Source organism: Shewanella corallii (assembly GCF_023349125.1).
Classification (GTDB): domain Bacteria; phylum Pseudomonadota; class Gammaproteobacteria; order Enterobacterales; family Shewanellaceae; genus Shewanella; species Shewanella corallii.
The window spans coordinates 82,888-108,203 of the sequence record NZ_JAKIKT010000003.1; the positions used below are offsets into that span (position 1 = coordinate 82,888).

Consider the following 25,316-nt stretch of genomic DNA (forward strand, 5'->3'; position numbering starts at 1 on the left):
CTGTGTAGGCGGCAATCACTGACGGGAAACCGGGATGACAAATACGCAAGCAAGATGGGCAGGAGTTGCAGGCATTATTGCAGCAGTTGTTTTATTTACCGGTGACATGCTGTTTTACTATGTTCCCGGACACGCCAGCCTGTTGGAAAATATGGCAAAGGTGTCTACCGATAGAATATTGCTCAGCACAGCCACGGCGATGTTGGCAGCATGGGGGTATTTTTTGGCCGCCTTTCAAGTGCGTTTTGCCTTCGCACCAGCGAACCCAATCGTGAAAAACCTGATTTTTCTCTGCTTTGCCTTTATTGGTATCGCCTATGGCGTGGTTCACGCCAATTACTCTGCAATCGCTATCAGTGCCAATCTCGCCGAGCAGCATCAATTGGAACTGCTGGATTCTGTCTCACTGGCCTATGAGGCCAATCATCTGCTGAGAGCCATGGTCTATCCGATTTTCGCCCTGCTTTCAGTACTGTTTATCTATCAGGTATGGCAGCGTAAAACGCTTTATCCGAGGTGGATTATCCTCGCCTTTCCGCTTTTAAGCTTTTTGCTTCAATATCTGCTCAAGCCATTATTGAGCGGTACAGCCTATGTAGTACTCATGGGGGGATGGCTTAACCTGATACTCGTGCTGTTTTATACCAGTTCGACCCTGGCGCTTTGGAACAAAAATGTCCCGGGAGAAGCCCTTTAGCCGAATCAATAAGCCACTTCACTGCTTTCCATTCAGAAGCCTGATGGAATCCTGCCCCCCTCCTGTCCCTGCAAGCGTTGAAAAGTTTGAGTAAATCCCAATTTTTTCTGTAATTTTTGCGAAATTTTGTATTTTCACTAATTATGTCGCCATTTAGGCTTGAACAAGGGCTATTTCAGCTTGAGAATAGCCGCCAGCGAGGTAATATAAACCTCCAAATTTTTTTGCTAAGACATTTCGTTGGAGAACTGAGCAACAATGAGCATTGCATCTGTCGCTTCTGTATTCAAAGGTGATTTCGCGGTTGGTTCGCAAGTCACTGTGCGCGGCTGGGTACGTACCCGCCGTGATTCCAAGGCGGGTATTTCCTTCCTGGCCGTTTATGACGGTTCCTGTTTTGATGCCATTCAAGGTGTTGTACCCAATAATCTGGAAAATTATCAGAACGAAGTGCTCAAGCTGACTGCCGGTTGCTCTGTTGAGATGACGGGTGATGTTGTTGAGTCCCCAGGCGCAGGTCAGGCATTTGAACTGCAGGTAACCGGCGTTAAGGTTACCGGTTGGGTTGACGATCCGGACACTTACCCAATGGCGGCCAAGCGTCACTCTATTGAGCACCTGCGTGAACTGGCTCACCTGCGTCCGCGTACCAACATCATTGGCGCCGTGGCCCGTGTACGTAACTGTCTGTCTCAGGCGATTCACCGTTTCTACCACGAGCAGGGCTTTATCTGGGTTTCTACCCCGCTGATCACTGCCTCTGACTGTGAAGGCGCCGGTGAAATGTTCCGTGTATCGACCCTGGACATGGAAAACCTGCCACGTACCGACAAAGGTACTGTGGACTATGACAAGGACTTCTTCGGCAAAGAAGCTTTCCTGACTGTATCCGGTCAGTTGAACGCTGAAACCTATGCCTGTGCCCTGTCCAAGGTTTATACCTTTGGCCCGACTTTCCGTGCCGAAAACTCCAACACCAGCCGTCACCTGGCTGAGTTTTGGATGGTTGAACCTGAAGTAGCTTTTGCTGAGCTGGACGATGTGGCCAAGCTGGCTGAAGAGATGCTGAAGTTTGCATTCAGAGCCGTTCTGGAAGAGCGTCGTGATGACCTGGAATTCTTCGCCCAGCGCGTAGACAAGACAGTGATCGAGCGTCTGGAGAACTTCGTCAACAGCGATTTCGCTCAGGTGGACTACACCGATGCCGTTGAAATCCTGAAGACCTGTGGCAAAACCTTCGAGTTCCCTGTTGAGTGGGGTATCGATCTGCAGTCTGAGCACGAGCGCTACCTGGCAGAAGAGCACTTCAAAGCCCCTGTGGTTGTGAAGAACTATCCAAAAGATATCAAAGCCTTCTACATGCGCCTCAACGAAGACGGTAAGACTGTAGCAGCAATGGACGTTCTGGCACCGGGCATTGGTGAAATCATCGGTGGCTCCCAGCGTGAAGAGCGTCTGGACGTTCTGGATGCCCGTCTGGAAGAGATGGACCTGTCTAAAGAAGACTACTGGTGGTACCGCGACCTGCGTCGTTACGGTACTGTGCCTCACTCAGGTTTCGGTCTGGGCTTCGAGCGTCTGGTATCTTACGTGACTGGCGTGAGCAACATCCGTGATGTTATCGCCTTCCCACGTGCACCACGCTCTGCCAACTTCTAATTGAAGTTAATTGAGCAAATAAAAAACGCGCCCATGAGGCGCGTTTTTTTGTTCATTAATCACTCTTTGTTCAGATCCGCTTTCTGCTTAAGCCAGAGTAATTTTGCCTGATAACTGCCCTGCTCTTTATTACTCGCTCTATGAATGGCCTCAGCCATAGAGCGCTTGGCCTGTGCAGTCTGACCAACTGCATGTTGAGCCTGAGCCAACTCAGCCCATGCCGGGTAATAGTAGGCAGATGTATTCAAAAACCGGGTCAGATAATCCAAAGCCTGATGATACTCTTGCTTTCGCAAAGCATCTCTGCCCATCAGGTAAAGGTCATAGGGTTCTTTATCGGGTAAAGACGCAATCATATCAGCCAGTTTATCGGCTTTACTCCTGTCCTGAAGATTACTCGCCAATAGCTGATAGTTGGCCAACAAGGTCAGGTCGGCCTTTCCCAGTTCAATGCCATAGTCATACCACTGAGTCGCCAGCTCAGGTTCATTGACACGCCTGTGCAGTACAGCCATAAGATTAATCAAGCTGTCAGAGTCTGCATCCAGTGAAAACCCTTCCTGGACAAGGTAAAAGGCTTTGTTGTACTCATCGAGCGCCAAAGCATCTGCAGCAAGGTTTCGATAGAACTTAGCCAAAAACTCCTGGTTATCGATCAGGCCACCATTTCGATTGAATGGATCTGGAAAGTAGTCGACTGCAACCCTATCGTAGGCCGTCATAAAACCACCAACCCCTTCGGTACCAACTGGAGCGTCATACAAAAACACTCTGACGTGATCGGAAATAAACGCCAGACCATTCCGGACATCGGTTAACACTGGCTCGGTGTAAACCATCTGAAATCGACTGTGAACATCTAATTCCTGGGCCACTGCGTAAGTCATCAGAGCAAGAGTCATACAATTACCCTGTCGCTGTGCAAGTGCTTCCGTCGCTGGCAGGTTAACCCCTTTATAGCCAAAGCCATCAACATGCTGAAGCACATAAGCTTCAACCTGACGAAAAGGTCTTAACGCTGCAATATCAGGTCTGCTGACAAAAGCGTGGATCTCTTGCCTTTGCTGCTCGGACAGGCTAACCAGTTGCGTAATGGTGGGAGGAGTGACTGACTCAGTGTGAAATTGGCTGGAAACAGCTGGAGCAGGTATCTGAACGGACTTGTGGTCCAGATTGGAGCTGCACGCTGTCAGTCCGAATAAGTACAAACTGCATAGCATCGCGGTTTTGCTCAGCTTCCTGCTGATCACTTTTGTCCTGTGTATCATGCGGCACCTCAGATTAGTGAGGCTATCAGGTATATCACTGGCTTCTGAGCAACTTCAACTTATTGTTGGAAATTCACCCACAAGTATCAAACTGCTTAAGGTTATGGGCCTTGAGATCTCCCAGAAGTTGAGTCGCATTTTCCGCGTCTCCCGCCAGCTCATACAAAACCGCGGCACACTCCAGCGTACAAAGCCCACCTTGCTTTTGATTACGGCGTCTGACGTAGAGTGTTTGTGGCGCTTGCTCCAGATGATATGTGGGCAAATTCTGTAGATAGGGACTTTGGCGATACATTTTAGCCGCCTCTTGCCAGGTAGCATCCAGCAAAATCATATACTCAGGTAGCTCATGACTTAGCGCAGTGCCACTGGTCACCTTTAAGCCCGCGCTCTCCGTTGAGGGATACACTAACCCAACCTTTCCCGACTCAATTAACTCCAGCATGGCTTGATTGGGCTCCTTTCGTTGCCACAAAACACGCTGACACAAGTGCGGAAAACGTCTTTGTACCAGAGCCCCCGTATTGGTGATCCGGTCAAATTCACGTTCATGGGTAAGCAGAATTAACTTCATAATAAGGTTGAAATCTCTGGAGAGAGAAAGGTCATCATCAATCAGGTGCGCCACTTTACCCTAAACCTGAAATTCCCCCAAGCACAGCAGTGCTCGCTTCAGATTTGCTTAGGCTTGATGCCTGTCAGTTCAGTAAAGCTGGAGCCAATGTTGTATTCAGCGCCTGGCTTGTTAAAGCGCTCCATTGCAATCCGTATCCGGGCTCATCAAACCACTACAGCGTGATATCCGGCTTATATCAATCAACGTATTCCCAATACTCTCAGTGTCTCTGCTGCAGTTAACACTGGCTGCAGGTACGTCTCTAATTCGGAAAACCAGTAGGCTTTTGCATACTTCCCACCTTGTCCCCTTTCCAATGGCGGGATCCAGTCCTTATGCCGCGCAAAAACGTCTGGAACTCTTCGGCTAAAGTCGGATAGCTGCTGTTGATCAAAGCCTTCGATAATTAATAGCTCTGTCTCAGACAAGAGTTGCTCATAATTGCAAACCAGGCCAGACAATTGTTGGTGCCGCTGAAGGTAAACAATAAGGGCTTGCAATGACCCTTTCAGCTCCTTCAGTTGCCCCAGCCTTTCCTCTATTGTGTATAAATGCCCCATTGACCTATCCAATACTTAATATGACAACTGGCCAAAAAGACCACCTGTAGCTTGCCCTCCAGTACATTTCGGGCTGCACATAAAATGTGCGAGCTATCCCAAGCCATCAATATTCCTGAGCGTGTTTTTGTAACTGAGCCAGTAACGCTTCAAGGCTACTGAACGGCTCCGACACTGGATATGGAGGGCATTCTGGCTTTCCTGACCAGGTTAGGTGAACAATAAAATACTTACTATCGCTGCTCACCAGTATGTGGTCGCAGTCTTCCCTCCTGGCCAGCAACTCAACAGGTTTATTAAACAAAGGGTGCCCTAACGCCAATTCGAGCGCCAGCTCCCGGAATAGAGCACTGATATGTGCCTCCGGATACTCGCCTATATCTGACCATGGTTCGGTGAACATACTTTTCCTTAAGAGGCATAACGTCCCAAAAAGAGGCTGATAATGCTTGGCTAAAATTAGCGATGAATAAGCGCCAGCCAAACATTTGGCGTCATGTTGATGCGTTTGTTAAGTTTCGTTGCACACTTTATTTTCTATAAATTGAAATAAAGAACTTATAGACTTTGAAGAGTTAACTCCTTCGACAATTGCATCATGTTCTATAAACTGCCACATCACATCTCCAGAATCATTTTCAGACCGCTCTATCAGCCATGTCTTTAGGGGATTCAAGTCAAAAAGTCTTAATTTGCTAAAGCCATAGTTCACTTTGATTTCCACATGGCTCCAGCAAATACCATTAACCTTTGAAATAGATTGATTTGAGGCTTTATGTTTAATGTCAAACTCCATTCTTGACCTGCCGAATAAATTATAGCCCCCCTTCAAACAGCAGTGGTCCGAAGAACATTAAATCTGTAGTGTTTAGCTCTTCAATTCTATTGAAGTACATGACACCACATTTAGACCCCAGCTAAATCACAGGAAATCTCGGCATACTCTTCATTAGAGGCTTAACGCCTTTGTAACAGGAAATTTTTGTGTATTGGAGTGTTGCGGTAAAGTGGCTAAGATACTGAAAAACGAAGCACAGCTAAAACCGTCCTGTTGACAAACTTATTATGCATTTCGACTTAGACAGTTATGAACTATGTACCAATTAAACTCATATATGTCTTTTGAGTCCCGTAAGATTTCCTTAATGCAGCTATCACTAATAGACTCTTTGTCATTTTCCGAAAGTTTAGCCAACAAGTAGAATGCGATCTCTTTTAGTTCTTGGTTAATTTCTAAACCGTTATTTAAATACATCTTCAGGATAGCGATGCTTGCCATGAACTTTGTGGCAAAGCATGGACCACGATCATCGACGTGCATTGAATCTAACCAGTATTCATCGCATGCTCGACCAAGCCCACCTTGAATCTTGCTACCCATGTTGACTGTTTCTTCTACAATAGATTTCACGTCTTCTTTAATTTCTAAATATGATTCCATTAACAAGTACTCAAGCGCGCATAACGCCTTACTGATAGGCGCATAAATGCTTGGCTAAAGTTTACGACGAAGGAGCACAAGCCAAGCGTTTTGCTTCCTTTGAGCAACTTGCTAGTTGCCGGTAAACTCGGTTATCTGCCAAAGTTCACCTGATGGCCCCCATAGAAAAATTACTTTACCCCAACGCTCTTCTTGAATTGGATTATATTTAAAATCAAAGCCCTGTAAGCTTTTTATCCGTTCATACGCTTCATGTATATCTAGAACTGACAATTGGAGAACTAGATTGTTTGCTAAGTCGTGGTTATAAAACCTTTGTAAAAAGAAGAAACAATCACCATTTTCAAATAACGAGAGGTCATCAGACACATAGTCCATTTTAAAACCGAGAGCTTTATAAAAGGATTTACTAGTTTCGTAATCCTTGCTCGGAATAAACACCCTGATATCGTCTACTTGCACAATTTCCTCCCTGGCAACTAACGCAGCGTTAAATAGTGAGCAACGCTAACCACATAACCTAAGCCATTCCACCATAAACACAAAAGCCACTTGAAACCAAAGTCGCCGAGCGTTGCGAATATGTCTTGAACGCTTTGTTATGCATTTTTGACCTCGCCGTTACTTGTAACGATAAAATCTGTTTTATAACTCTTTAGCTGCGGTTCTTTTGATGATGGATCCAACAATTTCCAGCCTGAATCCTTGATATAACCTGTTGTATCAAAAGCTTCTTTTAAGAACTCAAGCTGCGCCTCGCGAAGACAAATTCCGTTTGCGCCACCCTCGTAGTCTGGATCTCCATTTTGCACCAAATCATCTTCCCAGCCGCAAAGCTCACAAATATCATATGTACCTTTTACGGGCTCATAGAAAGTATTGTAGCCACAACAAGGGCAAGTATATTTCATCAACCTCTCCATGACAGTGTTGTGCGCAAAGCGCTAAAACCCGCTGCACGCAAAGCCAAAGTGAATAAAAAAGTTAATTGCCATGGCTACCGCACGGCCGCAATACAATGTCGTCCTGATGGTATCAGCGCATTCTTAGCAGGGTCTGTTGACCTTTGAAGAATGAAAGGTCGACAGATCCTAAGCACTGAAATAGTTACAGCAAGCAGCAATCATTGCAAACAAATCGTTAACGCAAAAGCCTGCCGCTTGTGCCAACGGTAGACTTAGTAGATGAGTAGGACGTTCAATGACTTTGTTGTTCATCGCCCCCTCCATCAAAGTCCCTTTATCGAAAGTCCCGTGATTTAACATCCAATGTGGTCACTGCATCTGAGATATCCTGCAGTTTCCCGGCCACCAAATGCACTACGCCTGACTCTATTTCAACGGTGCCACTCACCTTCAAAATATTCGCCAGTAAATACGCCTGTCGCTGTGCTCTAGCCGTCGCCAGCCATACCACCACATTGGTATTGCCGGTTTCATCTTCCAGGGTAATAAAGGTAACCCCGGAGGCAGTGCCCGGTCTTTGCCGTCCGGTTACCACGCCGGCCACAGTGACAATCTGCCCATGACGACACTCATGCAATTCCACCGCACTGCGACAACCTTTCAGCAATCCCTGCTCTCTGAGTATGGCAATGGGATGACGCCCAAGTGATAAGCCCAAACGGCCAAAGTCCGCTACCATGGATTGAATTTCGCCGGGTACAGGCATGGCTATCTCAGCCTCATGCTTGCTGCCATCCGGGCTCACATCTTCAAGCTCTTTTTCAAACAAGGGAAAAGATTGCTGCAGTCCAAGCCAGCCGGAAGACAGCGCCCAGCGCACCTGATGGCGATTCCCGCCCAGGCAAGCGAATGCATCGGCATCGGCCAGGGCTTCCAGCTCATTGGCTGGCAGCAAAGATCTGATAGCGGTTAATCCACTGAAGCCTGACTCAGGCCGGGGATCCAGCAAAGCGCTTATCCCCTTACCACTGACGCCTTTTACCTGTCTAAAGCCCAGCCGTATTGCCCAAACACCATCAAGGGCCTCAAGCGTGTGATCCCACTGACTGTGGTTGATGCACACAGGCAGCACTTTGACTCCATGACGACGGGCATCCTGCACCAACTGGGAGGGCGAATAGAAGCCCATAGGATGACTGTTCAATAAGGCACAGCAAAAAGCCGCCGGATAATGATATTTAAGGTAGGCCGACACATACGCCAGCAGTGCAAAACTGGCAGAATGGGACTCAGGAAAGCCATACTCACCAAAGCCCTTAATCTGGTTAAACACCTGCTGAGCAAACTCAGTTTTATAGCCTCGCTCGGCCATGCCATTCAGCAATTTGGATTCAAATTGCTGCAGTTGTCCGGTGCGCTTCCAGGCCGCCATGGCCCGCCTTAACTGATCCGCCTCACCACCGGTAAAGCCTGCAGCGACCATGGCGAGCTGGATCACCTGCTCCTGAAAAATAGGCACGCCCAGAGTCCGCTCCAGCACATGGCGAACTTCTTCACTGGGATAGCTCACTTCTTCTTTACCATCCCGGCGCAGCAGAAAAGGATGCACCATATCCCCCTGAATAGGTCCTGGGCGAACGATGGCAATCTGAATGACCAGATCGTAATAACATTTGGGTCTGAGCCTGGGCAGCATGGACATCTGGGCGCGGGACTCTACCTGAAAGACCCCAATACTGTCGGCGCGACTGAGCATTTCATAAACCTCAGGCTGTTCCCACACCACATCGGACAGGCTCATATTGTCTATCCGTCTGTTACCTGCTATCAGAACTTGTCCCGGTGCAGGGCCATGTTTATCCAGCAAGTGAAAACACTTGCGAATGGCGGTCAGCATACCCAATGCCAGCACATCTACCTTAAGCAGCCCCAGACTTTCCAGATCGTCCTTGTTCCACTGAATAACAGTGCGGTCCACCATGGCGGCATTTTCCACCGGCACCAGCTCAGACAAAGGCCCGGAGGAGATAATAAAGCCACCAACATGCTGAGACAGATGACGGGGAAAACCAATCAGCTCACTGACCAAAGGCAGTAAAAAGCGTCCCAATCCTTCAGTGGGTAGCATGGACTGACGGGACAGCTGAGCTACATAGGAAAACTCGGGATCACGTCTGTCGATACCGTTAATCAGCTGAGTAATTCGCCCCTGGCTCAGCCCCAGCACCTTGCCCACATCTCCCATGGCGCTTTTAAAACGGTAACTGCTCACAGTCGCAGCCAATGCCGCCCGCTCCCGGCCATATTTACGGTAGATATACTGGATCACCTCTTCCCGGCGCTCGTGCTCAAAATCCACATCAATGTCCGGTGGCTCGTCCCGCTCTTTGGAGATAAAGCGCTCAAACAACATATTGATCTTGGTGGGGTCCACCTCAGTGATCCCGAGACAGAAACAGACCACTGAGTTGGCAGCGCTACCCCTGCCCTGATGCAGTATTCCCTGAGATTTAGCGAACTGGACTATGTCGTAAATGGTCAGAAAAAAATACTCGTAGGAAAGCTCGCAGATAATCTCCAACTCACGCTCATACTGAAGCCGTACCTTTTCCGGTATGGTTTTGCCAAAACGTCTTCTGGCACCGGCTTCAACCTCACGACGCAGGTACTCTGAGGCACTTAAGCCTTCCGGGATAATTTCCGCCGGGTATTCATATCTGAGCTCATCCAGGCTGAAATCACACCGTTTACTGATGGCCAACGTATTGGCCAACCAATCGACCGGATACCGCTTCTCTAACGACTCAAGCGGCTTAAGCACTCTTTCACTGTTGGTCATCACCCGGCTGCCCGCCTGCTGCAAGCTGCAGCCATGACGGATACAGGCCAGCACATCAGACAACATTTGCCGCTGTTTGCTGTGCATCAAAATATCACCGGCCGCCACGCAGGGAAGTTGGTATTTACCAGCTAACTGCTGCCAAAGACCAAGCACAGCAGACTCTCCCGGGATCAGGTTGCGACTCATCAACCAGTAACTTCGGCCCAGCCAGTACTCCTTTATGCGCTCAAGCGTTGCCTCTATCTCCGCCTGATACTCAGCCTGACTCTTCGACCAGTCACTACCGGCAAGCAACGTAGCTTCCGGCCAGGAGGGTTTAAACAGCAGTAAAGGCTGAGTTAAGCCTTCAAGCAGATCATCCAGACTCAGTTGATAACTGCCCTTCTCGGCTCTGCGTCGGCTTTTGGTGATAAGCGCGCTGATCTCACCATAGGCTTTACGATTGGTCGCCAGCAGCACAAAGCACCCTTCCGGCAGAATAAACTCGGCGCCAACAATCAACTTGATGCCACATGCCTTCGCCGCCATATGCGCCTTGACCACACCTGCAAAGGAGCACTCATCGGTGAGGGCTATCGCCTGATATCCAAGCTTATGGGCCTGCTCAACCAACTCATGGGGATGAGATGCCCCCTTTAGAAAGCTGTAGTTGGAGCGGGCGTATAACTCGGCGTACATCAAAACCACCCCTGCAGAAACAAACCCTCAGCCGTGCGATAAACCCAGCAGTAACCGCCGCCTTGATGGCGGGCCAGATAGTAGTCCCGACTGACAGCCTTATCCTCCCACCAGGGCGAGTCGATACGCTCCGGCCCTTTCAGTAAGACCACTTCACTGGCTTCAAGCTCACAAGGCTCAGGCAACAACCAACAGGGACGACAGGCATGCAAGGACAAAGGGTTCATCTGCTGCACTGGCGGTTGAGTTGCAGGTAAAGCCAGATTGGCGCGTTCCGGCAGATGGGCATCAGCCACCGTCAATTTAAGTACGCAGGCATCCCCCAGCCGTGCCTGTAAACTTGCCTGCAGGCGACGAATATCCCCCTGTTTACCATCCCGCCCCAAGGCTCTGGATTGACTGGCACTGATATTGGCAGGCTCCACAAAGCGGAGCGCCTCCAGCACGATATCCGTTACCGGCTGAAACAGGGTTTGACGCTCAAGCTGCAGACGACACAGCGCCATCAAGCCATCGGCTCTGTGCTCGGCAAAGGGATAATTCAGGGTTAACACCAAAGGCGGCGTATCCCGATCACGGTATTTCAAATACAAGTTCAGATTAAGTACTGCCTGCTGTCTTTGGCGTAAATAGGTTTCCAGCTCAGCAAACAGACGCCCCAGGGGAAACAGTAAGCCCTGAAACTGCTCAACTTCATGCAGCAGGTTCAGCTCACGACGATATTGCTGGGGTAACTCATAGTAATCACAGGGATCCGGCATGCTGGCATCCAGCCGCCTGAGGCTGAGTAATAAGCCTGTCCCGAAACGCTTTCCCAGCTCTGCAGTTGGCAAGGCCCTGAGTTGGCCCAGGGTGGTGATCCCCATACCGGCAAGACGCAAGAGCGCATCACCCTCCAGCGGATAATGGCTCAGCGCTAATTTATCCAGGCAAGAAAGTTCATCACTCAGGCTGCGTTTTTGTTCTCTACTCACCCCTATAAACTCAGATGAAGCAGTCGTAGATGAAGCAATCTCAGATGAAATAGCCAAAGATGGACTAATCCCGGATGAACCGGAGTCAAATGAAGAGCTCAGGCGGGTTTGTAATGCCGCGCTCAAGCGTGTATGGCCCAGCGCCAATATGCACTCAAGCCCCATCTCACCAGCGCGCTGTTTGTAGGCCGTTATCAGACCATCCAGGCCACCGAACAGATTGCCCATGGAGCCCACTTCCAGCAGCAGTGTATCCGGCACTATATTTGTTCCGAACTGACTGGATACAGCGCGGGATTTAGCTTTTGTTGAGGATTTGGATGAAACCAAACTCCCGGAGACAAAGGCCTCTCCCCCAAGACTGCACACCAAAGGCACAACCCGGGCGCTGAAGTCATAGCTCCACTGACACAACCACTCCACGGCCTGAATCGAAGAATCGGCATCCTGAGAGTTGGCTGATCCCGGATTGAAGAGAAGAAGTTGCAACTCACTGCACAGAGAGCAGGCCGTCGCGACACTCTGCCCCACCTCAACACCAACAAGGGCTGCGCGCGCATCGCACAGCAGAATATCGCCCTTGTCGTTATGCAAAGCGTATGGACGCAGATCTTCAGTGAGATCCAGGCGGGATTTCAGGTACTGCAACAGATACCCGGGAAAATAGACAGCCAACCACAACATAGAGATCAGCTCTGGTGCAATCCAATAATATTGGCATTTGCAGACTCTGTATCTGCACTCTGCCAGGGGCCTTGAAGCAGCTGAGCGGAATGGGAGCTGGAATTGGTTTGAGGCTGAGTATGGGCCTTAAGCTGTGTGGTACTCACCCGGTCCTTCCCTGCCGGAGACAAACAAGCATGATGAGACTCAATGGAAACCTGTTTTGATAACGCAAGATGGGACACACTCTCAGCATAACCACCACTCAAGCCAAGACTTTGCAGTGCAAACTGTAACTGGGGGGAAAACAGATCCAGCCACAGAGGCGTAGCTGGCCAGCCACCACGACGCTTAAGCACCTTAAGCTGTTGCTCTGATGACTTTGCTGTTTGCCCGGCTTGCTGAGTTAACGACAGTTTAAGGGTGACAGGATGCGGCTCCTCCTGTTGAGACAAAGGCATCAGGAGTATTGTCAGTACGCCATGCTTTTCACAGGCCAGCTGCAGGCGACGGGCCTGACTGATAGACAGGCTGTCGGCCCAGCCGATCACCAGATGGCAGGCATCACTGCTAATTCCCTGCTCCAGCGCCCACAACTGTTCACTCTTATCCTGAGTATTGACCCACAACAGGCGCTCGATATCCACGCCCTGCTGCACCAGGTACTGGCTACCGGGCTGAAACTCTCCGCCCACCAACAGTATATGTCTGTCATCCCCAAGGTCAGCAGCTGTCAGCTGTCTCAGCAATGGCAACAACAGGCCCATTTCTCCCTGTCCGGGGTGAGAAACAAACAGCTGGCAGACACCATGTTCCGGCCAGCCACCATCGGCCAGCATAACATCCAGCTCAGCAAAACCTGTTGAATAACCAGACGCCTTATCAGCCTGTTGCCATTGTTGGCCCAGCCAGAGATCCTGACGCTCCAGCAGTTGGTTAAGCGAGTATGCAGACATAGAATGACCATTAGCACGTATACTGTATATATAAACAGTATATTCGTTTTATGGCCAGTGACAATATTTTCGGAGTCTGAACGCCCAAAGAGCAATCAAAAGGCTGAGTTGCAGACACAAAAAAACCGGGAATCTCTATCCCGGCTTTTGTTTATAACGCCTTAATTCAAAGCATTATTTAAATTTGCGTACTTTCTTCATTGCCATCTGCTGCTTCAGCGAGGACAGGTGCTCAATAAAGATTTTACCGTTCAGGTGATCGATTTCGTGCTGCAGCACAATCGCCAGGAACTCATCGGTGTCGAAGATCTGCTCTTTGCCTTCACGGTCCAGAGATACCACTTTCACACGCTGGAATCGTTTCACTTTGGCATAGTAACCGGGAACGGACAGGCAGCCCTCTTCACCTTCATACTCACCTTCCTGCTCAACGATTTCAGGATTGATAATCACCATGGGCTGATCGCGGTTTTCCGACAGATCAATCACAATAACAGCATGGGTACTGCCAACCTGAGTGGCGGCCAGACCTATGCCATCGCTGGTGCTATACATGGTATCCAGCATATCATCGATAAATCCCTGAACGGCTCCAATCTCCTCTACAGGTTGAGCCTTGCGTTTAAGACGTTCGTCAGGAATACGTAAAATATCCAATACTGCCATGCACTAATACACTCTGGTTAACAAAAAATCGCGGGCATTATTACTTAAAACCGATTTACATCCAAGTATCACAAGGCGATCGGCTTAATCGAAACAAGGAAATCAATGGAAAATCAGCAAAACTTGTCACCCAAGGCCAGGATCTGGCAAGTTGTAGGCATGATACCTCAGGGTCAGGTGTGCAGTTACGGCAAGGTGGCAGATCTCGCCGGATTGCCGGGGAGAGCCAGATATGTGTCCCGGGCATTGAAAGAAGCCCCCCAACAACTCACGCTCCCCTGGCACAGGGTGGTCAACAGTCAGGGAAAAATTTCTCTGCCCAAAGACAGTGAACCCTATCGTGAACAGATGTCCCGTTTACGAACTGAGGGTGTCGTTGTGAACCAAGGCAAAATCGATTTGTCAAAGTATGGCTGGCAGCCTGATCTGATGACACTGCTTATGGCATTACCTTTTTAGAAGTTAGAAGTTGAACAGGAGGACGCCTTTGCCCAACTATTTTTCGAGTTTAGTTTTACTGGCCACTTCCCTTGCCGTGCCACAGGCATGGGGCCAAACCCCGCTCACCCCGCATACCGCCGAGTACAAGGTGTTTTATGGTGATATCGAGCTTGGCAAAGGGCGATTTCGCCTGGAAGCTCCCACAGATACGGGGATCTACAACTACTATTTTGACAGTGCCCTGAGCCTGCTGGTGCTGTCAGATGTACGCCACCTTCGCAGCGAATTTACTCAGGACACCACTGAGCCACAAAAGTTATTACCCATTCGTTATATGCATGAAAGAGAAGGCACTGGACCCAATTTCAGAGAGCAAACGGCCTTCGCCAGGGAACAGGGGAATGTGTATACCCGCTATAAAGATGAGAAAGGCAAGTTCGAATACAGCGATACCCTGTTCGACCCTCTGATGGTTCAACTCCAGTTCCGTATGGATATCTCAGCAGGAAAACAGCCTCTGGATTACAGCATGGTCAAAAGCAACGAGATAGATGACTATGAATTTAAAATTCTGGGGAAAGAAAAGCTCAAGTTGGAGAGTGGTGTATACGACACAGTAAAAATTGAAGTAGTCAGGGATCCCAAAAAGAAACGTCAGACCTTCTTCTGGATGGCGCCGGACCTGAGTTATCTACCGGTACGCCTCACCCACTTCGAAAAGGGGGATAAGCAGCTGGATATCCAACTGCTCAATTATCACTACGCCGACGAACCAGCGGCAAAGCCAACATCAACTGCCAGCACAAACCTCACCGAGTCGGAACAGACGCCAGTCTCCGGCAGATAGGATATTCCACTCTTCATTATTGGTCAGTGGTCGCGTGGCGATCACTGTCACTATATCGTTGGGTGTGGTTTCCTTATCGAAATCTATCACTACATCCGTGTCGATCAGTTTGGCTTTGCCAAACGGCGCGCGGCGGGTGATGTAGCACAGGTTGTTAGTGCAGTAGCTCATCAGGTATTCACCATCTGTAAGCAACATATTAAACACCCCAAACTGACGCGCCTCATCTGCCAGGGTGGCCACATAGGCAAACACATCGTTCATCTGCTCAGGCGGCGTATCACCAAATCGATCCACTATCTTTTGCATTATCCAGCAAAAGGCCATTTCGCTGTCAGTATTGCCCACGCTCTGAAAGCGGGTAGAAGCGAACTTGCCTTCATAATCACTTAGCTGACCATTATGAGCGTAGGTCCAGTAACGTCCCCACAACTCGCGGGTAAAAGGATGGGTATTGACCAGATTCACCTCACCACGATTGGCCTGACGAATATGGCTGACTACCACCTCACTCTTGATAGGATAGGATTTTATCAGGGAAGCGATTTCAGACTCGCAACTGGGGCCTGAGTCTTTGAAGGTTCGGCTGCCTTTGCCTTCATAAAAAGTAATGCCCCAACCATCAACGTGAGGACCGGTTCGTCCTCCCCGCTCTGCCAGACCGGTAAAACTGAACACAATATCCGTCGGCACATTGGCGCTCATCGCCAACAACTCACACATGAATAATACCTGCCTTTACTGCTTAACCTCGCAAAATTGTAATCACTTGAAAGGTAATAAAGAAGGATAAATTTTTTAAACAATTGTTTGAAAAAACCTTGAGATCGAATGGGTGAAAGTTTAACTTACCTGAAACACAGGTCTGACCAGCAGCTATAATTAGTACAGACCCATAACATTCACACCAGTGTCCAGGTGCCAAAAACCGACACCAGGTCATCGAGATTAAGGAGAATTACCGTGACTAGCCTACTTTGGATTCTGGCTCTGCTTGTGGTACTCGGTACCAGTGCATACCTCAGGGTATCTCTGCTCACTGCCACCATAGCAGCCGCCGTCGTAATGATCGTTGGCACAGCGCTGGATATTACCGGCTTCTTCGCCTGGCTGATTTTCGCTGCCATCGCCCTGCCACTGAACCTGTCTCAGTTCCGCCAGAGCGTGATTACCCGCCCGCTGCTGAAGATGTACCGCGGCATCATGCCTGAAATGTCTTCCACTGAAAAAGAAGCCATTGAAGCCGGTACCACCTGGTGGGAAGCGGATCTTTTCTCTGGTAATCCCAACTGGAAAAAACTGCACAACTACTCTGCGCCTCGTCTGAGCGCCGAGGAGCAGGCCTTTATCGATGGACCGGTTGAAGAAGTGTGCAAGATGCTGAATCAACATCAGGTTTCCCATGAAATGGCGGATCTGCCTCAGGAAGTGTGGCAGTACCTGAAAGACAATGGCTTCTTCGCCATGATCATCAAGAAGAAGTTTGGTGGCCTGGAGTTCTCTGCCTACGCCCAGTCACGGGTGCTGCAAAAGCTGGCTGGCGTTTCCAGTGAACTGGCATCCACAGTAGGTGTTCCAAACTCTCTTGGCCCGGGTGAACTGCTGCAGCACTATGGTACTGAAGAGCAACAAAATCACTACCTGCCCCGTCTGGCACAGGGTCTGGAAATCCCCTGCTTTGCACTGACCAGCCCAGAAGCTGGCTCAGATGCCGGTGCTATCCCTGACTTTGGCGTCGTTTGTAAAGGTCAGTGGGAAGGTGAAGAAGTACTGGGGATGAAGCTGACCTGGAACAAGCGCTACATTACCCTGGCTCCGGTTGCGACCGTACTGGGTCTGGCCTTTAAACTGCAGGATCCTGATCACCTGCTGGGTGACACTGAAGACCTGGGTATCACCTGTGCCCTTATCCCGACAGACATCGCCGGAGTTGAAACCGGTCGCCGTCACTTCCCGCTGAACTGTATGTTCCAGAACGGTCCTACCCGAGGCAACGAAGTCTTTGTCCCTCTGAGCTTTATCATCGGTGGCCCGGAAATGGCCGGTCAGGGCTGGCGCATGCTGGTTGAGTGTTTGTCTGTTGGCCGCGGTATCACACTGCCATCCAACTCTGCCGGTGGCATTAAGACTGCAGCATTAGCAACAGGTGCCTATGCCCGTATCCGTCGCCAGTTCAAACTGCCTATCGGTAAGCTGGAAGGCATTGAGGAGCCAATGGCCCGCATTGGTGGCAATGCTTACCTGATGGATGCCGTGACCTCTCTGACCACCACAGGTATCGATTTGGGTGAGAAGCCATCTGTGATTTCAGCCATCGTCAAGTATCACCTGACCGACAGAATGCAGAAGTGTGTTATCGACGCCATGGATATCCACGGTGGTAAAGGTGTTTGTCTTGGCCCCAACAACTATCTGGGTCGTGGCTATCAGGCTGCACCTATCGCCATCACAGTAGAAGGGGCCAACATCCTGACCCGTTCAATGATCATCTATGGTCAGGGTGCTATCCGTTGTCATCCATATGTGCTGGCCGAAATGGAATCCGCCTTCGATCCGAATCCACATCAGGGACTGACCGACTTCGACAAAGCTCTGTTTGGTCATATAGGTTTCACTACCTCTAACCTGGTACGTAGCTTCTGGCTGGGTCTGACCGGTTCCCGTTTCTCCAATGCTCCATACAGTGACAAGACCAAGCGTTACTATCAGCATATGAACCGCTTCAGTGCCAACCTGGCTTTGCTGAGTGATCTGGCTATGGCTACTCTGGGTGGCAACCTCAAGCGTAAAGAGCGTATCTCTGCCCGTCTGGGTGATCTGCTCAGCCAGCTTTACCTGGCATCAGCTACCCTGAAGCGCTTTAACGATGAGGGTCGTCAGCATCAGGATCTGCCGCTGCTGCAATGGGCTGTTGAAGATTCACTGTATAAGCTGCAGGTTTCTTTGGATGAGTTGCTGGACAACTTCCCTATGGGCCTGGGTATTGTACTGCGTGCAGTTATTCTGCCACTGGGCCGCCCGCTTAAGCGTCCCAGCGATGTGCTGGACCACAAGGTGGCCAAAATCATGCAAACCCCTTGTGAAAGCCGTGACCGCATGGGCAAAGGCCAGTTCTGGACCAACTGTGAGAACAACATAGTGGGTATTCAGGAACAGACCCTGCTGGACATTCTGGCCAGTGAGCCACTGTACGACAAAGTCTGTAAGGCAAGTGGTAAGAAACTGCCCTTCATGTGGCTGGATAAAGTCGCTGAAGAGGGACGTGCACTGGGCGTGCTGAGTGAAGATGAAATCGCCCTGCTGCAACGCGCTGAAATCGGTCGAATGAAGTCTATCAATGTCGATGACTTTGACCCTGAAGCACTGCGCGCCAATGTGCCGGTATCCGGTAATCAACATCAGGCCGCATAAAGCAAAACGTCACTAAGACTTTAACAAAAAGCCCCTTTTATCAGGGGCTTTTCTTTTTTACCTTTCAATCACAATCCGCTCCAGAGCCTGTTCCAATAACGCTCTGTCATGAAGTCCATCATCCACCGCACCAATTAACCTTGTGCGAAATACCTTATCCATCCCCTGCTCCACCATCTCTGTGGTGTCTGCATGCACTAGAGTGATATCGGGACTGCGACCAGCCAGGATGTCAGTGATCATCGTCCTGCGCGATGTCAGCGCCAAACAATCGGCCGCCGTGCCTTCCGGTCTGAGATTATCAATCAATATCAATTGACCTTTTGAGTGCTGAATCGCTTCAGCAATTTCAGGGATCAACAGTGGCGGTACTATGCTGGTGTAAAAGCTTCCCGGCCCCAGCACAATAAGCTCTGCACAGTGCAGTTTCTCCAATGCCTCTGCAGTCGCCTTAACCTGAGGAGACAGTGCCAGCAAACCGGGAGCAGCAGCCATTTCATCCACAGCCAACTCCCCCCAAACAGCCCGGCCATCAGCCCCAAGAGCCACCATATTGGTTGGGGCCTCAGACATGGGAAACAGATTTGCCTCAACGCCCAACATGCCGGACACCAGCTTTATGGTCTCCAATGGGCGCACCGACATTTGATCCATGGCATACAACATCAAATTACCCAGCGAATGTCCCGCCAATTCATCGCGGTCACTGAATCGGTATTCAAACAGCACTGAGTTTAATGTGGGATGAGGGCAAAGCTGGGACAAACAGTTACGCAGATCGCCCCAGGCAATGCAGTCCGCCGACTGCCGCAAACGTCCTGTCGAGCCGCCATTATCTGTGGTCGTCACTATACCCGACAGCCTGTCGCCCAAAAAAGACAGTGCACTGAGTACCCTGCCCAGCCCATGACCACCGCCAATCGCCACCACAGAGCTTATCTGTTCCAATCCTGTCTTATCCGCCATCGTTTAAACCCGGTTTGGAGCCTACGTTTGCAATAAACAAAGTCTAGTTCAAGCAATTACAGATTGGGGAAGTGCAGAGATCCTGCAATGCAAATTGCAAAACAGAGGCGAGAAAAACAGCCAGAAATTATTTACTGAACTGTTTTTATTGGAAATTCCAAATGTGGCACAGAAGGCGCTTTATCCATGGCAGATGCAAAAACACCCGAATGCGAGGTAGCAAAATGGATATCAAACTGGAAACCACCAATAACCAACTGGTCACTGTTTCAATCGACGGTGATATGGATGCACTGGGCTGCCGCGATATTAAAGATGTAGTCGAGCATATCCTGAAACTGGAACAGAACAATGAGGTGGTGATGGACCTGGATAAGGTCCACTTCATGGATTCCTCTGGTATTGGCGCAATCGTCTATCTTTATAAAAGACTGAAAGAAATTAATCGCGCTATCAGTATTCACAATGTATCGGGTCAGCCCCTTGAGCTGATGGAGTTGCTGAGGATCAGCAGCGCGATACCTGTGCATACGAAACATACTTCGACATACAGGGAAAGTTTATGAGAACGACTATCTGCGGGCTAACGCTATTGCTTTGTCTGTCAGGTTGTACAACCTGGCCGGAATACGCCGGTGGAGGAATGGCTGAACTCTTCCCCGCAGATCTTTACCCTGTTGAAAGCAATGGGGATATGGGACCCGAACAGGGTCTTCGTATGGAATGGGAACTCACTGACAGAAAGCTCAACATTCTGATTCTTCAGGGTGCTGAGCTTTGTTTTCCCGCCACAGTCGTTCAGGCAGAGCTGAATCAGCGACGCATAGTCCGCCAACTTCAGGGCGGACTGCTTTATGATGCAGCCACAGATATTATTGCCCAGCGTCAGTTACTGCACCGTCTGGACAAGCGCCTTAAGGATGCCACCCGTTACGGCAAATGTGTCCTGCCAGAGAAAGACCTTGAAGGATTAATCGACTCAGGCAATGTGACCCACGAGTTAAGTCGCCTGCTGAATCAGGACAATCAGTTCGCCGTCAATTCATTCCAACTCAATCCAAAGTTTATCGGCCATCTGGCCGCCGCAGCAGCAAGACTAAAGCTGATGCCTCAATACTCGCTGCTGATTACAGGTCATGCCGATGATCAGGGCAGCCTGGATTACAACTTCCAGCTGGCCAACGCCAGAGCCGAACAGGTTAAACGTTATCTGATGATATTCGGCCTGGATGAAAGCCAGATACATCTGGACTCAGTCGGTGAGACTGACCCCCTGCTAAAAGGCACACACCCCGAAATCCGCCTGACCAATCGCAGAGTCACCATAGCTGTGATTGAAACCAAGCTGGCCCCCGCCACAGGAAAAGGTTCCACAGCCAAAGGAGAAGCACAATGAAGCCTTCTGCATACTCCTTTAGCTGCGTGAGCCTGTTGATTACGCTGCTGATGTTACTGTCACCGGTAGCTCTGGCAGAGGAGGACTACCTGACCCAGATTGGCGATGAGATAAATGTGTTCCTGCCCGGTGAGTCCGAACTGAACAAAAGCTTCCAGATTGACCGCCAGGGCCGAATCATTCTGCCCGAGGTGGGCGCAGTTGAAGTCGAAGGACTAACAGAAGAGCAGCTGCAGGAAAAAGTCAGTGCTCAACTGGCCAGCATATTCAGGGATCTGTCCAACCTGCAGGTGTATATCAACAAACGCCAGCTGTTAATCAGCATTCAGGGTTATGTTCAACAACCCGGCGAGTTCACCCTGCCCGCCAATGCCACGGTGCAAATGGCGCTCCACGCGGCCAATGGGCTGAGGCCCGGCGCACAATTGGACAAGCTTCAGCTGAAGCGCGAGGGCGAAAGCAGCATCTTTAACTACAAAGCATTTCTGGATTCAGGGGATATGGAGATGCTGCCGGCCCTGAAGTCACTGGATGTTATCTTTGTACCCGCGTCCCCCATCATAGGAAACGTTGAACAGACATTCGATCCGGCAAATCTGGCCGACGGTGGTGACGCAGCAGATGATTCAGACGCGGTAAAAGTGTTTGGCGAGGTTAATCGCCCCGGCAGCTTTTCCTACAAAGATGGCGTAACCCTGGTCGACCTGCTGATGCGCGCCGGTGGCGTGACCCGCTATGCCAGTGTCGAGCAAATCCGGGTGATTGCAGGCAGCGAACCTGCACTCTTTAACCTGAAAGGCTATCTGGACAGCGGCAATGAAAAACTTCTTCCCCCTATGGTTCCCGGCACCACCATCTTTGTGCCAAAGCAGGAAGAGGAGATTAAATCCGGTGCCAATACCGTTTATGTGATGGGTGAAGTACAAAAGCCGGGAGCTTTCGAAAGTAAACCCAATGCCAGCTTTATGGATATTCTCTCCAATGCCGGTGGCCCCACACGTTTTGCAGAGTCCCGTCAGATCCGGGTTATTAAAGCTGACGGAAAAGTGCAAAAGTTTGACCTTGCAGGATATACCGAAGGCACGATCACCCAGGAGCTGCCTGCAATCCAGCCCGGCGACGCTATCTTTGTCCCGGAAAAAACCGATATGAATGAAAAATCCTGGCTCAAGGTTGCGCCGGACAGAGCCGTTCGGGTGATGGGTGAAGTGGTCGCGCCCGGACGTATTGAATGGTCGCCTGAGATGAACCTGATGGATCTGCTGGCCCATGTAGGTGGCCCCAACCCCAAGGCAGATACCGCAAAGATTGAGATAGTGACACCGGATGGTCGCGGCGGTACCCGTAAAACCGACTTCAATCTGGATACCTTTATTAAACAAGGTATGCCGGACTCAGCCCTGCCCTTTGTACAGGCTGGCAGCACGGTCAGAGTTCACAAGTTACCCGATGACCCCAGAGATAATAAATCCCAGTGGGTTCGCCAAAGCAGCGACAGCTCTATCTATGTGTTCGGTCAGGTCGGTGCCCCCGGACGTTACCGTTTTACTGAAGAGCTGCATTTTCTCGATATTCTGGCCGCCGCCGATGGCCCTACCAAAGATGCAGATCTGAGAAATATCCGTGTCAGCCACAGAAGTCAGGGACATGCCATGGTCAGTCATTTGAACCTGGCCCGCTACTTCGAAACCGGCGATGAGCACATACTGCCTAAAGTATTGCCCGGCGATACCATCTATGTTCCCGAGAAAAACAGACAATGGCTGGAAGAACCAGCCTCAGAAACCATCAGAGTACTGGGGGCCGTCAATAAGCCCGGCCGCTACAGATTCGATGATGATATGACTCTGCTGGACCTGCTTGCTGAAGCTGGTGGAACCAGCGACAACGCATATATAGAACGTATTACCGTGGTGAACCTCACCTGCTGTGAAAGTCAGGCCAGCAGTTTCAACCTGCTGGAATTTGCCAAAACCGGGGACTACAGAGCCGTTCCGGTGATCAGGGCCGGAGACACCGTCTTTGTACCGGAAAAGAGCGAGTCTTTCTCCAACACCTTCCAGGATGCCATGCAGCTGATCCTTGGTATCGCACTATTGGGGACGCTCTGATGTTATTGCCTCCGACGAATACCGAAGTTGAGCATATCTACAGCCAGTTAAATCGACTGCATGTGCGCTCAATAGCGATAACCTCTGCCAACCCGGGCGAAGGCACAACATCTCTGGCAACCGCCATTGCTCAGCGGCACCTGCTCGCAGGCAATACTGTGCTGGTAGTAGATTTCAACCTGTTCCGGCCGGGGCTGGAAGATCATGAACTGCTCGAACAGGAGGAGTTTTTCACTCCCACTCTGGTTACCCTGACAGGAGAAAGTCTGGCGTTTAATGGCATTGTGGCTCCCCGCTGTAAGGAGTCTGTCATGGCGCTCAGACGTCCTGAATTTTTGCAAAAACTGATCACCAGATGGCAGGAGGAGTACAGCCTTATCATCTTCGACACCTCCCCCCTGCTCAGAAACAACGCCAACAACATCCCTGCCGATGTAATTGCCAGTGCCTGTGATCAAACCCTGATGGTGGTCATGGCAGGGGTTACCACCAAGGCCATGGTGACAGAAGCCTGTGAAATTCTGCAGCAGGCAGAGGCGAATATAGGCGGCTGTATCATCAATGATCTCAACAATCCCTGTCTGCGCACCGAGATGCTCAGGGAGGCTGACAGATTGGAGCCCTATTCACCCAAATGGCAACAAAAAATCAAACGCTGGCTGTTCAACAATAAGTTCATTTCTTTGGGGATCTGATTATGGAAACCTGTCTAATCAACGAACAACGCCCCTGCAACCTTGAAGAGATCAGGGATGTCAGGCTGCTGATGCAAAAAGTGCTTAAGCAGGAGCTCCCGGATCCCACCGAGATCCAGCACATGATGTTGTGTTTCTCGGAGCTGGCCACCAATATCGCCCGCCACAGTCAGCCTGCAGCAACAGAACTTGGCATAAAGCTGTCCCGTTCCCGGGAAGGCTGGAAAATCCTTATCTCAGACAATGGGGGGAGTTGGCATAGTCAGCATGTACCTGATCTGCAACCTGAAGATATGGATGCGACAGGAGGCAGGGGGCTATCTCTTATCTCTCATTACGTTGATGATCAAAGTTATCGTCCCGGCAGCCCAAACTATACAGAACTGCTTTGGCGCCACAAACAGAACACTCAACCGGCCAAATCAGTATTGTTAGTAGAGGATGATCCCAGCCAGCAACGATTGCTGCAAGCCTACCTTAAAGATGACTATCGGGTGCTGATAGCCAACGATGGTACTCACGCTCTACAGCTACTTGAACAACATCATGTTGATTTGATCCTTTCCGATGTCAATATGCCAGGCATGAATGGCCTGACGTTAAGAGACAGGCTGAATAAGCAAACCAACCATAAGCTGATCCCTTTTATTTTCATCACCCACAGGGATAGATCAGATGATACCTGCAGCCTGGGCATTGACGATCTGCTTCCAAAACCTGTGACTAAAAAGCAACTGCTTATCACCATACAGCGAGTACTGAATCGTTCTGAGCAAATATGTGCCTGTATGAGTGAACACCTGAACCAAACCATATCTGCGGCTCTTCAGCCCAGTATGCCTGGTCGAATTTCGGGCTGGCGTATTGCCTATGGTGCTCGCTCGGCAGGCAGCGGTGGTGGTGATTTTGTGCTAACGGAATATCATCCATCCGGCATGGTGTTAATGCTGGTGGACATTCTGGGGCACAGCATTGAATCCAAATTCTTTTCCTATGCCTATGCCGGCTATCTCAGAGGCATTTTAAGTCAAAGCCAGTTAGGCAACACCTCATCCGCTAAACTTCAGCATCAGATCTCAGCAGCTGCCGCCCGGGACAAGATTCTGAGCCAAACCCTGATGACATGCTGCGTATGTCAACTGACGGACAGAGGCATCACCTTAAGTTGCGCCGGTCACCCTTCTCCCTTGCGAATTACGCCATCGGAGTTAGAACCTCTGGACTGTCAGGGTCCCCTTCCAGGCCTACTGCCTGATGCTTGCTTTGAGGAGGCAACGGTGACCCTGTCCAAAGGAGAAAGGTTGGCAATTTACACAGATGGCATATTTGAATCCGGTGGCACAGCGCAACGCCGAAAGAACCTTGAAACCGTAATGCGAACTGCCCTCTCAGATACTTTGTCGCTGGACATTGAAGACGCCATAAACCAGTGCATGAATAGCTTTGACCGCCACGCAGGTTCAAAAGCAGATGATGACGCCACCCTCATACTGATTGAAAAAGCATCCTGACCGCCGGAGGTTG

Annotated in this window: 22 protein-coding genes; 10 read left to right on the forward strand and 12 right to left on the reverse strand. The window is 50.1% G+C overall.

Translation table 11 applies throughout. The features are described from left to right. The first annotated feature begins 34 nt into the window (after positions 1 to 34). Positions 35 to 697: a DUF6796 family protein gene (locus L2725_RS09445; protein WP_249248737.1), complete on the forward strand. Its 663-nt coding sequence runs from the start codon at positions 35 to 37 to the stop codon at positions 695 to 697. A gap of 258 nt (positions 698 to 955) precedes the next feature. Next, the gene (gene asnS, locus L2725_RS09450) at positions 956 to 2,356 is read left to right on the forward strand and encodes an asparagine--tRNA ligase (protein ID WP_249248738.1); all 1,401 of its coding nucleotides are present in this window, start codon (positions 956 to 958) and stop codon (positions 2,354 to 2,356) included. A gap of 59 nt (positions 2,357 to 2,415) precedes the next feature. On the opposite strand, the gene L2725_RS09455 is transcribed toward asnS, so the two are convergent. From L2725_RS09455 to def, 10 genes are all read right to left on the reverse strand, one after another. Further along, positions 2,416 to 3,576 (reverse strand): tetratricopeptide repeat protein, encoded by a 1,161-nt coding sequence (locus tag L2725_RS09455; protein ID WP_249248739.1) that lies wholly within the window; start codon positions 3,574 to 3,576, stop codon positions 2,416 to 2,418. A 121-nt stretch (positions 3,577 to 3,697) separates the two neighbouring features. Beyond that, complete coding sequence (locus L2725_RS09460; protein WP_249248740.1) at positions 3,698 to 4,252, reverse strand: DTW domain-containing protein; 555 nt, start codon at positions 4,250 to 4,252, stop codon at positions 3,698 to 3,700. Positions 4,253 to 5,311: 1,059 nt separating this feature from the next. Continuing rightward, complete coding sequence (locus tag L2725_RS09465) at positions 5,312 to 5,596, reverse strand: hypothetical protein (RefSeq protein WP_249248741.1); 285 nt, start codon at positions 5,594 to 5,596, stop codon at positions 5,312 to 5,314. Positions 5,597 to 5,863: 267 nt separating this feature from the next. Then, positions 5,864 to 6,241 carry a hypothetical protein gene (locus L2725_RS09470; RefSeq protein ID WP_249248742.1) on the reverse strand — a complete coding sequence of 126 codons (378 nt, stop codon included), beginning with the start codon at positions 6,239 to 6,241 and terminating at the stop codon, positions 5,864 to 5,866. 111 nt (positions 6,242 to 6,352) lie between these two features. Then, complete coding sequence (locus tag L2725_RS09475; RefSeq protein WP_249248744.1) at positions 6,353 to 6,703, reverse strand: VOC family protein; 351 nt, start codon at positions 6,701 to 6,703, stop codon at positions 6,353 to 6,355. 137 nt (positions 6,704 to 6,840) lie between these two features. Continuing rightward, complete coding sequence (locus tag L2725_RS09480) at positions 6,841 to 7,152, reverse strand: CPCC family cysteine-rich protein (protein WP_249248746.1); 312 nt, start codon at positions 7,150 to 7,152, stop codon at positions 6,841 to 6,843. Positions 7,153 to 7,480: 328 nt separating this feature from the next. After that, complete coding sequence (locus tag L2725_RS09485; protein ID WP_249248748.1) at positions 7,481 to 10,666, reverse strand: error-prone DNA polymerase; 3,186 nt, start codon at positions 10,664 to 10,666, stop codon at positions 7,481 to 7,483. Further along, complete coding sequence (locus L2725_RS09490) at positions 10,666 to 12,324, reverse strand: Y-family DNA polymerase (protein ID WP_115136899.1); 1,659 nt, start codon at positions 12,322 to 12,324, stop codon at positions 10,666 to 10,668. The genes L2725_RS09485 and L2725_RS09490 overlap by 1 nt, the downstream gene beginning before the upstream one ends. Before the next feature lie 5 nt (positions 12,325 to 12,329). Beyond that, the gene (imuA, locus tag L2725_RS09495) at positions 12,330 to 13,259 is read right to left on the reverse strand and encodes a translesion DNA synthesis-associated protein ImuA (RefSeq protein WP_249248750.1); all 930 of its coding nucleotides are present in this window, start codon (positions 13,257 to 13,259) and stop codon (positions 12,330 to 12,332) included. A 174-nt stretch (positions 13,260 to 13,433) separates the two neighbouring features. Further along, the gene (gene def / locus L2725_RS09500; RefSeq protein WP_115136901.1) at positions 13,434 to 13,925 is read right to left on the reverse strand and encodes a peptide deformylase; all 492 of its coding nucleotides are present in this window, start codon (positions 13,923 to 13,925) and stop codon (positions 13,434 to 13,436) included. A 105-nt stretch (positions 13,926 to 14,030) separates the two neighbouring features. Between def and L2725_RS09505 the strand changes: the two genes are divergently transcribed. Beyond that, the gene (locus L2725_RS09505) at positions 14,031 to 14,384 is read left to right on the forward strand and encodes an MGMT family protein (protein WP_249248752.1); all 354 of its coding nucleotides are present in this window, start codon (positions 14,031 to 14,033) and stop codon (positions 14,382 to 14,384) included. A gap of 28 nt (positions 14,385 to 14,412) precedes the next feature. Beyond that, a complete protein-coding gene (locus L2725_RS09510; RefSeq protein ID WP_428985280.1) occupies positions 14,413 to 15,213 on the forward strand; it encodes a DUF3108 domain-containing protein in 801 nt (266 codons plus the stop codon). Here the strand turns inward: L2725_RS09510 and L2725_RS09515 are convergent. Next, positions 15,157 to 15,936, reverse strand: a complete 780-nt coding sequence (locus L2725_RS09515; protein WP_115136904.1) for a class II glutamine amidotransferase — start codon at positions 15,934 to 15,936, stop codon at positions 15,157 to 15,159. The genes L2725_RS09510 and L2725_RS09515 overlap by 57 nt on opposite strands. Positions 15,937 to 16,176: 240 nt before the next feature. Here L2725_RS09515 and fadE point away from each other — a divergent pair, with 240 nt between their 5' ends. Further along, positions 16,177 to 18,624 carry an acyl-CoA dehydrogenase FadE gene (gene fadE, locus L2725_RS09520; protein ID WP_249248753.1) on the forward strand — a complete coding sequence of 816 codons (2,448 nt, stop codon included), beginning with the start codon at positions 16,177 to 16,179 and terminating at the stop codon, positions 18,622 to 18,624. 57 nt (positions 18,625 to 18,681) lie between these two features. Here the strand turns inward: fadE and yvcK are convergent, their stop codons facing one another. Then, the gene (yvcK, locus tag L2725_RS09525) at positions 18,682 to 19,590 is read right to left on the reverse strand and encodes a uridine diphosphate-N-acetylglucosamine-binding protein YvcK (protein ID WP_249248755.1); all 909 of its coding nucleotides are present in this window, start codon (positions 19,588 to 19,590) and stop codon (positions 18,682 to 18,684) included. Between the two features lie 224 nt (positions 19,591 to 19,814). Between yvcK and L2725_RS09530 the strand changes: the two genes are divergently transcribed. The 5 genes from L2725_RS09530 to L2725_RS09550 are packed head-to-tail and all read left to right on the forward strand — an operon-like array spanning position 19,815 to position 25,303. Further along, on the forward strand, positions 19,815 to 20,156 hold the full coding sequence (locus L2725_RS09530; protein ID WP_248936281.1) for an STAS domain-containing protein: 342 nt from the start codon (positions 19,815 to 19,817) through the stop codon (positions 20,154 to 20,156). Then, entirely contained in the window at positions 20,153 to 20,986 is an 834-nt protein-coding gene (locus tag L2725_RS09535; protein WP_249248756.1) for an OmpA family protein, read from the forward strand. The genes L2725_RS09530 and L2725_RS09535 overlap by 4 nt, the downstream gene beginning before the upstream one ends. Next, positions 20,983 to 23,097, forward strand: a complete 2,115-nt coding sequence (locus L2725_RS09540; protein WP_249248757.1) for an SLBB domain-containing protein — start codon at positions 20,983 to 20,985, stop codon at positions 23,095 to 23,097. Before L2725_RS09535 ends, L2725_RS09540 begins: the two co-directional genes overlap by 4 nt. Next, complete coding sequence (locus tag L2725_RS09545; RefSeq protein ID WP_249248758.1) at positions 23,097 to 23,792, forward strand: P-loop NTPase family protein; 696 nt, start codon at positions 23,097 to 23,099, stop codon at positions 23,790 to 23,792. Before L2725_RS09540 ends, L2725_RS09545 begins: the two co-directional genes overlap by 1 nt. A gap of 2 nt (positions 23,793 to 23,794) precedes the next feature. Then, positions 23,795 to 25,303, forward strand: a complete 1,509-nt coding sequence (locus tag L2725_RS09550) for a SpoIIE family protein phosphatase (RefSeq protein ID WP_249248759.1) — start codon at positions 23,795 to 23,797, stop codon at positions 25,301 to 25,303. Positions 25,304 to 25,316: the final 13 nt, after the last annotated feature.